Below are 12805 nucleotides of genomic sequence, written 5' to 3'. Positions count from 1 at the left end.
GAGTAGACGGAATCCCCACGCATGTGCCGGCTCATCCGTCGCTGAACCGCCGGCGAATATCGAGTACCGTGCTCCACATGTCCAGGAAGGCATCCACGCAGACCGGATCGAAGTGCGCGCCGCGGTTTTCGCGCAAATAGGTGGATGCATCCTCAAGACTCCACGCCTTCTTGTATGGGCGCTCGGACGTTAATGCATCGAACACGTCGGCGACTGCGGCGATCCGTCCCTCGGTCGGGATGGCTTCACCTGCCAGGCCATGCGGATAGCCGGAGCCATCGAATTTCTCATGGTGATGCAGCGCAATCGATGCCGCCAGCTGAAGGGCGTGCGAGCTGCTCTCCCGGAGAATCTCGTAGCCGATCCCGGTGTGCTGCTTCATGATCTCGAATTCCGCGGCAGTGTGCCGGCCAGGCTTGAGCAGGATGTGGTCGGGCGTCCCGAGCTTGCCGACGTCATGCATTGGAGCGGCATGCAGCATTGTCTCCTGGAAGTCCTGCGGCAAGCCCATTCGCGCCGCAATCAGCTGCGCATAGTGGGCCATGCGCAGGATATGGGCGCCGGTCTCCGGGTCGCGGCATTCTGCCGCGCGGGCCAGCCGTACGATGGTCTCACGTTCACGGTCATGTATTTCGGCGACCGCGCGCTTCACTTCCTCGGCCAGTGTCGCCGCGCGACAGGAAAGGGCCTGCCGGCTGCGGCGCAACGCGAGCATGTTCTTGACCCGCGCAAGAAACTCCATGCGATCCAACGGTTTGTTGAGGAAATCGGCAGCGCCTTCTTCCAGCGCTGCGTAGCGCACACTTTTTTCGTGGTCGGCGGTGACCATCAGGATCGGGAGATCCTCGTGCCGCGGTTCCCGCCGGACGTGCCGAATGAATTCAATACCGTTCAGATTCGGCATCATGTAATCGACGATGATCAGATCCGGGTCATGCTCCAGACACCACGTCAGTCCTGAGCCGGAGTCGGCGAACAGGATCGCCTGACAGCCCTCCAGTCGCTGGACGAGGGCACGCATCAGCTGCAGATTCGTGGGTGTGTCGTCGACGATGACGACGTTCATGATTGGCGGTCCCGATGAGGTTATGTCAAAGGCGATCTCAACATAGCGTCATCGGGCCATTCCCGCCGTGGCAAGACTCACGCTTGGCGACAGAAAGCGGTCATGCCGCTGTATGACGCGGCTTCGGGCCGCAATCAGGCTGGGTGCGCCGGACGGGGAAGTGATTATGTCGTCCGCACGATTCTGAATGCATGGAGGGCGAGGCCGCGGCAGCCTCCGAGGCACGATTGCCGCACTTGCAGTCGTGCCAGTCGCGAAACTGGCGGTCAGCTCAAGGTCGCGTTCGCCAGCTTTGCGCCGAATCCGATGAACAGTCCGCCGACCCCGCCGGTGGCAGCCGCCGCGAGCCTGCGCCGACGGCGAAACTGCGCCGCCAGGTGAGCGCCACCGAAAATCAGCAGCGACAGGTAGATCGCGCTGCAAATTTGCACGATCACCCCGAGAATGGCAAAAGACAGGGCCGGGTGGGCATAGCCCGGATCGACAAACTGGATGAAGAAGGATACGAAGAAGAGGATCGCCTTGGGGTTCATCAAGCTGATCAACAGCGCCGTGCGGAACGGCCGCGACGCATCGACCGGCGCTTGCGGCAGTGTTTCTTCGCCCTTGCGACGCCAGGTCCGGAATGCCGAGCGCAGCAACCCGATCCCCATCCATGCCAGATAGGCCGCGCCCGCATACTTGATGACCATGAAAAGTGCCGGGGTCGCCTGCAGCAGGGAAGCGACCCCGGTTGCCGACAGGACCATCAGGACCGTATCGCCGACGAAAATCCCGCAAGCGCCGCGATAGCCCGCCGAGATACCCCAGCGCGAGGCCACCGACATCACATACAGCGAATTCGGGCCGGGCAGCAGAACGATGAAGATCGTGCCGAGGATGAAGGTCGTCAGGTCAGTCACGCCGTAAAACATGGTCGCAGGTCTCCGCCAATACCCCGGCAATCTTACCAAGTTCGTGCGCCTGGTTTCACTCGCGTCGGCGGCAATTCTCGAACATGCCAGCCCCCTGCATGTCGACGCGGGTGCCATCGCCGTCGCGCCACAGGGTCAGCACTCCGCAACCATAGCGTTCGCCGACCCCGTTCGTGGGCTCGGCCTGAAGGCCGAAGCGGCTCCCCGCGATGTCGATCGTCGCTGCATCGCGTGCCGGTGCGTAGATCACCGAAAAATGCTTCCCGCCGTCACAGACGTAGCTGACAGGTTGCGGTGTCGCTGACGGAATCTGCGAGCAGCCGGCCGATAGCGCCATGAGAAGGGCAGGGACGGCATCGCGTACGGAAAATTTCATGGTCGGGCCAGAGTCAGTTTGTTGGCGGGCGTGTCGCCTCGCGGCTTTCATTACCGATCAGCAACGGCGCTTCCGCGGAATTTGATCGGCCCACACGATGAACGATGCTGTCCGGCGGGTCTGTAACCCCGCTCACATTGGCGGATCCGTCGGAGTGGCGCGCTCACTTGCCGGCGCGATGCGCAAGGGAATTGTCACCGGACCGTCATTGACCAGATGCACCTGCATCATTGCCGCGAACTCGCCGGTTTCGACCTGTGGATGTGCCTTGCGCGCCTGCGCAACGAAATGCTCATACAAGACCCGGCCCTCGTCAGGCGCGGCGGCACCGGTGAAACTCGGCCGGTTGCCGCCGGATGTATCGGCAGCGAGCGTGAACTGGCTGACGATCAGCAGAGCGCCGCCGACGTCCTGCACGGAACGATTCATCTTGCCGGCCTCGTCGGAAAATATCCGCAGTTTAAGGATCTTCCCCAGCAGCTTGTCGGTTTCGGCCGCAGTATCGCCGCGCTCGGCACACACCAGCACCAGCAAACCGTCACCGATTTCGCCGGTTATGCGTTCATCCACCACCACGCGCGCTTCCGACACGCGCTGCAATACCGCAATCATATGCGCCGAGTTCCCAGTCGTGACCGGGCGGGCATACCCGGCGCGCAACCATACTCGCGCCCATTCGCCACCGCAACACCGGCAGCGCATCGCGCCATACCGGATGCGCCGCGGCGGTCGCCTCATCCTCATGCCTGCGCGTGCGCTCGTGCCCACTGCACGATCCCCGCGGCGCTCATCGCCCCGGACTGTCGCGCCACCTCTCGACCCCCGCGAAACAGCACCATCGTCGGGATGCTGCGGATTGCAAAACGGGCGGCGAGGTCCTGCACCTCTTCAGTGTTCACTTTGGCAAGGCGAAGCTGCGGTTCAAGGGTCCGCGCCGCCTCCTCGAAGGCGGGCGCCATCATCTTGCAAGGGCCGCACCACGGTGCCCAGAAATCGACCAGCAGGGGCAGGTCGCTGCGGCCGGCGTGGGCGCCGAAGCTTGTCGCATCCAGCACGACCGGATGGCCCATGAACAGCGGCTGGTGGCACTTGCCGCAGCTCGGGTGCTCGCCGAGCCGTGCGGCCGGCACGCGGTTGAGGGCGTGGCAATGAGGGCAGGGTAGGGTCAGGGCGTCAGCGGGCATCAGGATCTCCGGGGGATTGGGCATGTCGGATGACTGCGCGAGGGAAACATGCGGACTTCACGGACAGTCGCGTCAACCCGTCGGCCGATCAGAGTGCTTTGGTCGCAATGATTGCGCCGCGAATCTGTCCTTCACGGTAACCGGTGGCGCGGTCGTCCGGGTAATGCTCGCCAATACGTGCCTTCACCTCGGGCGACAGGGTCTCCTGCGGGCCGTGGCAGTTCAGGCACAGCGTCTGGGTCGGCAGTGCCTTGGCGTAGTGATAGACACGCTTGCCGTCCTGTTCGACGATCTCGCCCTTTTCCAGCGTCGCGGGGCTTTCACCGGCCGCGGCGCGCCGGTCGAAATCTTCCAGCGCCGCCCGTTCCCAAGTGTCCGGCGTCGCGCGCTGCGCGTTGCGCGGTTTGAGGCTCACCCGCTTGAGCTGCCACCCCGTGCTGGCGGCAACGTCCTTCGCCATCTTCGGTGCCAGGTCGCGGCACACCGGAATCGCGCCCTCGGGGCCGCTACGGGCGATTTCCTCGTTGAGTGCCGCGACGAGTTTCGGTGGCAGGCTTGATGCAGCGCTGCGGGCCTCGGTCATCATCGACGCGTCGTCGGCAATCGCCGGGAGCGCAAGACAGGCGCATGCCAGGGCAGCGGCGGCGGAAATGGAGCGGGTCTTCATCGAGATCTCCTTGATCGGATATAGAAGCAGTTGCTTATATTAACCCGATCCTGCGGCAAATGCGTCACCTCGTTGTGCCACAGTTCACCGGCGACGCTGCGCCCGCTTATTGGCCCCGATTGCAAAGGAATCGTCAGCCGCTCAAGCCCCCGGGTCCGAGCGCCGGCACAACACCCACAGCATGAAGAAACACGCGGCGACCAATGCCGCGATACCCCCCTGCAGCAGTGTCGCCAGCTGGAAGCCGCCCATCCAGAAATGTCCGGCCAGGCGGACTGCACCCGCCGTGCCGCATAGTACGAGGCCGACGATGCCCGCGATTCGGCCCGCCAATAGCAGCAATTGATCCATCTTCGACCCTCCCGAAATATTCTCACCATGACTTGCCGGGGTAGCCGGATCGGGGCTCGTCCTTGTGCCCCGTCCATGTCAGACGGATTAGACGCCGTGCACCGAGTGCAGGCAAGCCAATAAATCCTTCGCGCGGCGAGTCGACCTCGATCAGGAGCCTTCGAAGACGTAGGCGTCCATCGCCAGCATGCCGTAACGCACGTCCCGTTCGGCGAGGCGTCGCGCGACGGCTCGCTCGCCTGCCGCCCCCAGCGCGAACATCAACGGCAGCAGGTGTTCGTCGGTGGGATGCGCACGTTCGGCGTGCGGTGCGCGACGGCGATAATCCAGCAATGCTTCGACGTCGCCGGCGGCCAGGGTGTCGGCGATCCAGTCAATAAAGGCTGTGACGTAGGGTTCGGCGTCATCGCGGGGGCCGGAAAACTCGTATAGATTGTGCGTGATGCTGCCCGAGCCGGCGATCAGCACGCTTTCGCTGCGCAGGGGCGCAAGCGCCCGTCCGAGTTCGTGGAAATAGCGCGGCGACCGTTGCGCAGGCATTGAAACCTGCACGACCGGGATCTGCGCATCGGGATACATGTGCAACAGTGGCACCCACGCCCCATGATCCAGGCCGCGTTTCGCATCCGTGCCCGCAGCGAGACCGGCCGCTGCCAGCAGCGCAGTCGCGTGAGCGGCGAGTTCGGGCGCGCCGGGTGCCGGGTAACGAAGCTCGTACAACGGCTCCGGAAAACCGCCGAAATCGTGAATCGTCGCGGGCTTCGCACTGGACGTGAGCGAGAGAGCAGGGCTCGTCCAGTGTGGCGAGACGATGAGAATGGCACGCGGAACGGGCAAGGAACGCGCCAGCGCCGCGAGTTCGTGTCCGGCCACCCCCGGTTCCAGGGCGAAAGTCGGAGCGCCATGCGAGACGAACAGGGTGGGCAGAATGGGCATGAAGACTCCGTAGCGTGGTTGCCGAGTGGATAAGCCGGACTGTCGCGTCCTTCGCCTTACCCCGATGGCCACAGTCTAGGAGGCACCCTGACACGGATAAACAGGCGGTACCGGCAAACACTGTTCCCGGGATTGCAACAAACGTTATCGCGCGCCATCGCCGCGATTGGGTAACCGCATATTCCGCGATGCACAATCCTACTGTGCTTTTATGGTATCTTGGCCGAAAACGACCGGGCCACGTGCCTTTCCACCCCAACTGCAATTCGCATGACGCTCTTCTCGTTGATTGTTGCACTACTGCTCGAGCAGGTACGCCCGCTGCCCGTGCGGCAGATCATTCTGGATCCCTTGCGGCGCTTGTCCGGCATGCTGGTCGACCGCTTCAATGACGGCCAGGCGCGTAACGGCGCAGTGGCGTGGACGCTGCTCGTGCTCGCTGTCGTCGTGGTCGGCGCAGTGGTGTTCTTCCTGCTGTGGCTGATCCATCCGCTCGTCGCCTTCGCGTTCAACATCGCGGTGCTGTACCTGACGATGGGTTTCCGTCAGGAAAGTCACTTCTTTACCGACATCCACCTGGCCCTGCGCATGGGGGAACTGGATCGTGCCCGCTCATTGCTTGGTGAATGGCGCGGTGGCCAGTATGTCGGGGCTAGCTCCAGTGAAGTCGCGCGCCTCGCCATCGAGCAGGCGCTCGTCGCCGCGCATCGCAATGTGTTCGGGGTGATTTTCTGGTTCATCGTACTTCCCGGTCCGACCGGCGCGTTGCTCTACCGCCTGGCGCGTTTTCTCGGGGAGGAATGGGGGGCGCGGCGTGATGCCGAATTCGGCGAGTTCGGCCGTTTCGCAAGAAAAGCCTTCGAGTTCATCGACTGGCTGCCGGCGCGGCTCACCGCCGCATCGTTTTCCGTAGTGGGCGATTTTGAGGATGCGGTGTTCTGCTGGCGTACGCAGTCGATGCTTTGGGCAGACAGGGCGTCCGGTATACTGATTGCAGCAGGCGCCGGGGCTCTGGGTGTACGCCTCGGAATGCCGGTGCATGAATCCGGCGAGATCGTCGAGCGACCGGAAATGGGCGTGGGTGAAGAAGCCGACGCCGACTACATGCAAAGTACCGTTGGCCTCGTTTGGCGTGCCTTGGTGCTTTGCCTGCTGATGCTGGCCCTGCTGGTGATTGCCGGCTGGGTCGGTGCTTAATTTCGAGGAGGGAGCACAGATGGCGAATCGTGAAGTTGTGGTTTTGAGCGCAGTCCGCTCGGCAGTGGGTGGTTTCGGCGGCTCGCTGAAGGACATGGAACCGGCCGAACTGGGCGGTGTGGTCGTCAAGGAAGCGATCGCCCGTGCCGGCGTCGATCCCAAGCAAGTGACCTTTGCCACCGTCGGTAACTGCATTCCCACCGAATCGCGCTACGCCTATGTTGCCCGCGTGGCGACGGTCCAGGGCGGCATGTCGATGGATTCCGTGGCGTTTGCGGTGAACCGTCTGTGCGGTTCGGCGCAGCAGGCCATCATCAATTCGGCCCAGGCGATCATGCTCGGCGACGCTGATTTCGCGATCGGCGGTGGTGTCGAAGTGATGTCGCGTGGTGCCTACCTGATGCCGGCGCTGCGCAGCGGCGCGCGCATGGGTGACACCAAGGCCATCGATGCGATGGTGTCCGTGCTGACCGACCCGTTCGGGGTCGGCCACATGGGCATCACGGCTGAAAACCTCACCGCCAAGTGGAGCATCAGCCGCGAGGATCAGGACGCCTTTTCGCTGGAGTCGCAAAAACGCGCCGCCGCTGCGATTGCCGAAGGCCGTTTCAAGAGCCAGATCGTTCCGATCACCTTCGAAACCCGCAAGGGCCCGGTGGTGTTCGACACCGACGAGCATCCGCGCATGACGACGATGGAAGCGCTGGCGAAGATGAAGCCGGCGTTCAAGAAGGACGGTTCGGTGACTGCCGGCAACGCTTCGGGCATCAACGACGCTGCCGCTTTCCTGGTGCTGGCCGACGCTGCCAAGGCCGCGGCCGGTGGCCACAAGCCGATCGCCCGCCTGGTTGCTTACGCCATCGCCGGCGTGCCCAACGACGTCATGGGTGAAGGCCCGATCCCCGCGTCCAAGCTCGCGTTGCAGCGTGCGGGTCTGTCGCTGGACAAGATCGATGTGATCGAATCCAACGAAGCCTTCGCGGCGCAGTCGATCGCAGTCAACAAGGGTCTCGAACTGGATCCGACGAAGACCAACCCGAACGGCGGCGCGATCGCCCTCGGCCACCCGGTCGGTGCGACCGGCGGGGTCATCATCACCAAGCTGCTGCACGAACTGATCCGCACCAACGGCCGCTACGGCATGGCCACGATGTGTATCGGTGGCGGCCAGGGCATCACGACGATCTGGGAACGTATCTGATCGATCCGGTATCCGGACAGGAAAAAACCCGCTTCGGCGGGTTTTTTTTCGTGCGGCAGATCGGGTGCAGGGAAACGGGCCGCGCTACCAGCCCTGCGTCTGCCGCTTTGCCTGGGTGATTTCTTCGCGAATCAGCTTGAAATGCTCGAAGCGGCGTGGGTCGATGGTGCCTGCTTCAATCGCCGCGCGTAGCGCGCAGCCGGGTTCGGAGTCGTGCAGGCAGTCGCGAAAGCGGCATTTGCCCAGATGATTGTGGAATTCGATGAAACTGGCGGCAAGATCGTCGGGCGTCAGGTGCGCCAGACCGAATGCCTGGAGGCCCGGGCTGTCGATCAGCCAGCCGCCGTCCATCGGGTAGAGACGGGCGAACGTCGTGGTGTGCTTGCCGCTGTTCAACGCCTCCGAGATCTCGCGCGTGGCGGCGCGGGCTTCGGGGATCAGTGCATTGGTGAGCGTCGATTTGCCCATGCCGGACTGGCCGACGAAAATGCTGCGCTCCCCGGCAAGGTAGGGGCGCAGACGTTCTGCGCCTTCACGTGCACTCAGTTCTACCACCCGGTAGCCCAGTCTTTCGAACGGGGCGAGAATCTTTCTCGCTGCGGGCAGTGCATCGGTCAGATCCGCCTTGTTGAGTACGATCAGTGGCTTGATCTGCTGGTTCTCCGCCGCGGCAATGCAGCGCGAGATTAGCAGGTCCGAGAAACCCGGCTCGGTCGCGGTGACGATGATGACCTGGGTCAGGTTTGCAGCGATGAGTTTTTCGCGGAATGCGTCCGAGCGCCACAGCAGATTGCGCCGTGGATGCAACTGCGTGATGACGCCCTGATCCTTGCTGTTCGGGCTGACTTCGACCTCATCCCCGCAGGCGAAAACGCTTTTCTTGCCACGCGGATAGCACTTCAGAAGAGACTGCGCGGTGCCGGAACTGGCTGCGGCGGACTGTCCTGAAACGTCGACCTCATACTGGCGGCCGAAGGCTGCGGTAATGACACCGTTGAGCGTGTCGTCGCCTTGGCGCGGGTGCGGTGAATTCACGGGAAGTCGGGTTCCTCAGGAACTGGCGCGCAGGCGCGCGACGCGCAGTGCGGCAGGGGGGTGGGAGTCGAAGAAGCGCGAAAAGAGCGGATCCGGTGTCAGCGTCGAGGCGTTGTCGCGATACAGCTTGACCAGAGCCTCGGCCAGATCTTCTGCGCGGGTTTGTCGCGCCGCATAGGCGTCGGCCTGGAATTCGTGCACGCGCGACCAGTGGCTCATCAGCGGCGCCACGGGGAAGCTGAAAAAGGGCAGCACGAGGGCGAACAGGGCGAGCGCCACCGCCGTGCCGCCCATGGTCATATCCACGACGCCCAGCCCGGCGAAGAACCACGGCTGGGCCATCAGCCAGCCTAGCAGCCACAGCAGGCCGAGACTCATCGCAGCAATCGCCGCCAGCCGCTTCCAGATGTGCCGGTGGTGGAAATGGCCGAGTTCGTGGGCGAGGACCGCTTCGACCTCTTCGGGCTTCAGTTTGTCGAGCAGGGTGTCGAAGAACACGATGCGCTTGGCGGCACCGAAGCCGGTGAAGTAGGCGTTGCCGTGCGCCGAACGGCGCGAGCCGTCCATCACGAACAGGCCGCGCGAACGGAAGCCGCAGCGCGTGAGCAGGTTCTCGACACGTGCCTTCAGCGCCTCATCGGCGAGGGGCGTGAATTTGTTGAACAGCGGCGCGATGAAGGTCGGCCAGATGAACAGCGCGAGCAGGTTGAAGCCCAGCCAGAACAGCCACACCCATAGCCACCAGCGTTCGCCCATCGCGCTCATCAGCCACAATACCGCGGCCAGCACCGGCAGGCCGATCAGCGTGGCGAGCAGGGCCTCGCGCGCGAGGTCCGCAACATACAGCGCCGGCGTCATGCGGTTGAAACCGAAGCGTTTTTCGATGACGAAAGTCCGATACAGCGCCAACGGAAAATCGATCAGCCAGCCCATCACGCCGATGCTGGCGAGCAGGGCGACACCGTGCGTGAGGCCGCCGGCATCGAACATCGCGGTGAGTGCTCTGTAAAGGCCCTGCAGGCCACCCCCCAGGGTTAGCGCCAGCACGAACAGCGCGCCGACGACTGTGTCGATCATGCCGAGCCGCATCCGCGCGGCAGTGTAGTCCGCCGCCTTGCGGTGCGCGTCGAGACTGATTGCCTCGGCGAACGGGCCGGGGACTGCCTCGCGCCGTGACTGCACGTGGCGGATCTGGCGCAGCATCAGCGCGAGCTTGACCAGCACGGTAAGGGCGACAGCGGCTAGGAGCAGGGTCGAGAAGGTATCGGGAGGCATTCGTGGGCAGGGGGGAGGCGTCGGTAAGGGCATCTATGCCACAATCGCGCCTTTGCTTAAGCGGGCCGAACGATTATGGCACAGGATCAGAATCACCTCATCTGGCTGGACATGGAGATGACCGGACTCGAGCCGGATACCGACCGCATCATCGAGATCGCGATCGTGATCACCGACTCGCAGCTCAACACCGTTGCCGAGGCGCCGGTCATTGCCGTGCATCAGCCCGACGCCGTGCTCGAGCGCATGGACGAGTGGAATCGAAACACCCACGGCAAGTCCGGGTTGATCGATCGCGTCAAGGCCTCGCCCGTCGGCGAGGCGGATGCGGAGGCGCAGATGCTCGCCTTCCTGCAACAATATGTGCCGGCACGTACCTCGCCGATGTGCGGCAATTCGGTGTGCCAGGACCGCCGCTTCATGGCGCGCTACATGCCGCAACTCGAGGCCTGGTTCCACTACCGCAACCTCGACGTGTCGACCCTCAAGGAGCTCGCGAAGCGCTGGCGTCCGGAGGTGTACAAGGGGGTCGAGAAGAAGGGCAAGCACGAGGCGCTCGCCGATATCTACGAATCGATCGGCGAACTGCGTCACTACCGCGACAACTTCCTGCGCCTCGAAGCCTGATTTTCTGCCGACGCCGGCGGCGTCCTTGCTTGCCCGGCGCCGCAGACTGTTCCTCACGAGTGACGCAGCTCAAGCTGCCGGTGCGTGCCGACATCGGCCTGAACTGCGTTTGCGCGGGTTTCAGACGGGTTGTGAGCCTGGCGCAGACGCTTGGCGTGAGCACGGAGGGCTCATGCGGGAAGACGTTGCGGGGGCCTGCAGGGCTCAGTCACGACGGTAGAGCCGGAAGATTTCGAGTTGTTTGCCACCTCCGCGGCGGTGCTCCCAGATCTGCTGCCACTCGGCGGCCGGCTTGAGCGTCGTGGAGTTGCGATCGTCATATACGAGGAGGAAGCCGCAGGGGGTCGTGTTGCCCGCTACCTTCTCCGGGCGCAGACCCGCGAAGTAATGGAAGGATGCCCGCTGGCTCGTCGATAGTCCCATGGTTGCGACGCAGCCCTCGCGCTCGCCCGCCAGCGCGATGGCGAGCGAGGTGGCGACGGGGCGGTAGCTGCGGTCGTGATCGAACCAGGGCTTCAGCAGTGCAATGGTGAGGCACCACAACATTGTCATGCCCATGGCCCAATTGGCCGGGCCGCGGTTGGCGGAGCGGGGGAGCCACCACATCAGTGTCACCCATGCGGCGCAGATCAGCACGCCGGCGGTGGCCGATACGGCGGGATACTGGAGCGCAAAACCCGGCGCGATCCTGGCGAGGTGGCGGGCGAGGCCGGGTGGCCAGGAGAATACCTGTGCGCTCCAGGCTATCCATGCCAGCAGCGCGAACACGCTGAAGGTCATGATCGCGAACCAATCGAAGGCATTCGCCGCGCCGCGCCGCAGGCTGGGGACTCCCGAAGCGGCGAGTAGTGCCAGCGGCGGGATCAGCGGCAACATCGATGCGGGGCTGAGGCTGCCGTTTGCGATGATCCAGCCGAAGGCGAGTAGCAAAGCGGCAATCGGCAGCGTCCACGAAATGCGTGCGAGCTGGCGCCGCATGCGCCACAATGACCACAGCGCGATCGGCCACAGGGGCCACGCAAACCAAACGAGCAGTTCTATCAGTCGTGACGCCTCGCCGCCGCCGAGCGGGTCGCTCCACAGCTGTGACCATTCGGTGCGCCACCACAGCACGAGCAGTTCGGGGGCCTGGTAGTGCAGCGCCAGCGGCCACAAGGCGGACGCGCCGATTGCCAGGCTCAGGCCGAGAATCAGGCCCCCGCTGGCGCGCGGATTGCGGCATTCCGGGCATCCGACGACGACGACCAGAAACAGCGGAACAGTCAGCAGTATGCCGGGAAGGCCGCCAGCCAGGAATGCCAATGCCGCGCCGGCGCCGGCCTGCAGGCTGCCCAGTGCGGGGCGCGTCGGGACCAGTGACAGCCCCGCCACGGTCATCGCTTGCATCGCCATCAGCGCAATCATCGGCTGTGTTTCGTGGGCATGCAGCACCAGTCCGAGCGTACCCAGTGTGAGTAGCGCTGCGGGCGTGCGGGTCGGTCGGCCATAGAGACGTGCTGCGGCGCGCGCGATCCAGAAAATCGCCAGTGCCGTGAATAGCGTGGACGCCAGACGGGCCGCGTCGTGCAGCGGCAGGAAGGGGCCAAGCAGGCGTGCGAGCACGGCCCCGGACCAGTAGTACAAGGGCGGGAAGTCAGTCTGGGGCTGGCCGGCGATGGCGGGAAACAGCAGGTTGTTACCCTGCAGCATTTCGAAAATCGGGCCGAAGTGCCGTGCGTCGTCGCCCCGCCAAGGGTCGTGACCGGTCACGCCGGTCAGCAGATACAGTGCGATTAGCAGCGCAAGTCCCGTCGCGCCAAACAGATTGCGTCGCAGCGGGGAGGTTGGAGGTGATTCACCAGTCATGTTATGTCGCCCCGGGGCGCACGGGCTCCGGAGTCTTTGATCGTCAGGTGCGAATTCTAGCTGGCAAAATGGCCCGTGGGCGGCGCGTCTGCTGCGGTGCGCAACCAAATTACATCAGGGAGCAGGGGGAT

Annotated in this window: 14 protein-coding genes; 3 read left to right on the top strand and 11 right to left on the bottom strand. The window is 64.1% G+C overall.

The features are described from left to right. Positions 1-31: 31 nt before the first annotated feature. From GPA25_RS09235 to GPA25_RS09200, 8 genes are all read right to left on the bottom strand, one after another. Positions 32-1066 carry an HD domain-containing phosphohydrolase gene (locus tag GPA25_RS09235; RefSeq protein ID WP_169260082.1) on the bottom strand — a complete coding sequence of 345 codons (1035 nt, stop codon included), beginning with the start codon at positions 1064-1066 and terminating at the stop codon, positions 32-34. Positions 1067-1332: 266 nt separating this feature from the next. Next, positions 1333-1980 (bottom strand): leucine efflux protein LeuE, encoded by a 648-nt coding sequence (leuE, locus tag GPA25_RS09230; protein ID WP_169260081.1) that lies wholly within the window; start codon positions 1978-1980, stop codon positions 1333-1335. 55 nt (positions 1981-2035) lie between these two features. Then, the gene (locus GPA25_RS09225; protein ID WP_169260080.1) at positions 2036-2356 is read right to left on the bottom strand and encodes an MliC family protein; all 321 of its coding nucleotides are present in this window, start codon (positions 2354-2356) and stop codon (positions 2036-2038) included. A gap of 132 nt (positions 2357-2488) precedes the next feature. Further along, entirely contained in the window at positions 2489-2968 is a 480-nt protein-coding gene (gene dtd, locus GPA25_RS09220) for a D-aminoacyl-tRNA deacylase (protein ID WP_169260079.1), read from the bottom strand. 128 nt (positions 2969-3096) lie between these two features. Then, positions 3097-3540, bottom strand: coding sequence for a thioredoxin TrxC (gene trxC, locus GPA25_RS09215; protein ID WP_169260078.1), 444 nt, complete (start codon positions 3538-3540; stop codon positions 3097-3099). Between the two features lie 88 nt (positions 3541-3628). Next, on the bottom strand, positions 3629-4207 hold the full coding sequence (locus GPA25_RS09210; protein ID WP_169260077.1) for a Tll0287-like domain-containing protein: 579 nt from the start codon (positions 4205-4207) through the stop codon (positions 3629-3631). Positions 4208-4348: 141 nt separating this feature from the next. Next, entirely contained in the window at positions 4349-4558 is a 210-nt protein-coding gene (locus GPA25_RS09205; RefSeq protein WP_169260076.1) for a hypothetical protein, read from the bottom strand. 150 nt (positions 4559-4708) lie between these two features. Then, positions 4709-5494 (bottom strand): DODA-type extradiol aromatic ring-opening family dioxygenase, encoded by a 786-nt coding sequence (locus tag GPA25_RS09200; protein ID WP_169260075.1) that lies wholly within the window; start codon positions 5492-5494, stop codon positions 4709-4711. A gap of 270 nt (positions 5495-5764) precedes the next feature. On the opposite strand from GPA25_RS09200, the gene GPA25_RS09195 reads away from it, so the two are divergent. Together GPA25_RS09195 and GPA25_RS09190 are read left to right on the top strand one after the other, a co-directional pair. Beyond that, the gene (locus GPA25_RS09195) at positions 5765-6691 is read left to right on the top strand and encodes a CobD/CbiB family protein (RefSeq protein ID WP_169260074.1); all 927 of its coding nucleotides are present in this window, start codon (positions 5765-5767) and stop codon (positions 6689-6691) included. A 19-nt stretch (positions 6692-6710) separates the two neighbouring features. Then, the gene (locus GPA25_RS09190; RefSeq protein ID WP_169260073.1) at positions 6711-7892 is read left to right on the top strand and encodes an acetyl-CoA C-acyltransferase family protein; all 1182 of its coding nucleotides are present in this window, start codon (positions 6711-6713) and stop codon (positions 7890-7892) included. Between the two features lie 84 nt (positions 7893-7976). Here the strand turns inward: GPA25_RS09190 and rsgA are convergent, their stop codons facing one another. Both rsgA and GPA25_RS09180 read right to left on the bottom strand, forming a co-directional pair. Continuing rightward, positions 7977-8927: a ribosome small subunit-dependent GTPase A gene (gene rsgA, locus GPA25_RS09185; RefSeq protein ID WP_169260072.1), complete on the bottom strand. Its 951-nt coding sequence runs from the start codon at positions 8925-8927 to the stop codon at positions 7977-7979. A gap of 15 nt (positions 8928-8942) precedes the next feature. Next, a complete protein-coding gene (locus GPA25_RS09180; RefSeq protein WP_169260071.1) occupies positions 8943-10202 on the bottom strand; it encodes a M48 family metallopeptidase in 1260 nt (419 codons plus the stop codon). Between the two features lie 75 nt (positions 10203-10277). On the opposite strand from GPA25_RS09180, the gene orn reads away from it, so the two are divergent. Beyond that, entirely contained in the window at positions 10278-10829 is a 552-nt protein-coding gene (gene orn, locus GPA25_RS09175) for an oligoribonuclease (RefSeq protein WP_169260070.1), read from the top strand. A 204-nt stretch (positions 10830-11033) separates the two neighbouring features. Here the strand turns inward: orn and GPA25_RS09170 are convergent, their stop codons facing one another. Then, positions 11034-12674: an ArnT family glycosyltransferase gene (locus tag GPA25_RS09170; RefSeq protein WP_169260069.1), complete on the bottom strand. Its 1641-nt coding sequence runs from the start codon at positions 12672-12674 to the stop codon at positions 11034-11036. Positions 12675-12805 lie beyond the last annotated feature (131 nt).

This window comes from Aromatoleum diolicum (assembly GCF_012910955.1).
In the GTDB taxonomy this organism is placed as follows: Bacteria; Pseudomonadota; Gammaproteobacteria; order Burkholderiales; family Rhodocyclaceae; genus Aromatoleum; species Aromatoleum diolicum.
This window is presented reverse-complemented; position numbering and strand designations above follow the sequence as displayed.

Coding starts and splice junctions, on each gene's coding strand:
- GPA25_RS09235 (WP_169260082.1), bottom strand. CDS start 1,066: ATGAACGTCGTCATCGTCGACGACACACCCACGAATCTGCAGCTGATG.
- leuE (WP_169260081.1), bottom strand. CDS start 1,980: ATGTTTTACGGCGTGACTGACCTGACGACCTTCATCCTCGGCACGATC.
- GPA25_RS09225 (WP_169260080.1), bottom strand. CDS start 2,356: ATGAAATTTTCCGTACGCGATGCCGTCCCTGCCCTTCTCATGGCGCTA.
- dtd (WP_169260079.1), bottom strand. CDS start 2,968: ATGATTGCGGTATTGCAGCGCGTGTCGGAAGCGCGCGTGGTGGTGGAT.
- trxC (WP_169260078.1), bottom strand. CDS start 3,540: ATGCCCGCTGACGCCCTGACCCTACCCTGCCCTCATTGCCACGCCCTC.
- GPA25_RS09210 (WP_169260077.1), bottom strand. CDS start 4,207: ATGAAGACCCGCTCCATTTCCGCCGCCGCTGCCCTGGCATGCGCCTGT.
- GPA25_RS09205 (WP_169260076.1), bottom strand. CDS start 4,558: ATGGATCAATTGCTGCTATTGGCGGGCCGAATCGCGGGCATCGTCGGC.
- GPA25_RS09200 (WP_169260075.1), bottom strand. CDS start 5,494: ATGCCCATTCTGCCCACCCTGTTCGTCTCGCATGGCGCTCCGACTTTC.
- GPA25_RS09195 (WP_169260074.1), top strand. CDS start 5,765: ATGACGCTCTTCTCGTTGATTGTTGCACTACTGCTCGAGCAGGTACGC.
- GPA25_RS09190 (WP_169260073.1), top strand. CDS start 6,711: ATGGCGAATCGTGAAGTTGTGGTTTTGAGCGCAGTCCGCTCGGCAGTG.
- GPA25_RS09180 (WP_169260071.1), bottom strand. CDS start 10,202: ATGCCTCCCGATACCTTCTCGACCCTGCTCCTAGCCGCTGTCGCCCTT.
- orn (WP_169260070.1), top strand. CDS start 10,278: ATGGCACAGGATCAGAATCACCTCATCTGGCTGGACATGGAGATGACC.
- GPA25_RS09170 (WP_169260069.1), bottom strand. CDS start 12,674: ATGACTGGTGAATCACCTCCAACCTCCCCGCTGCGACGCAATCTGTTT.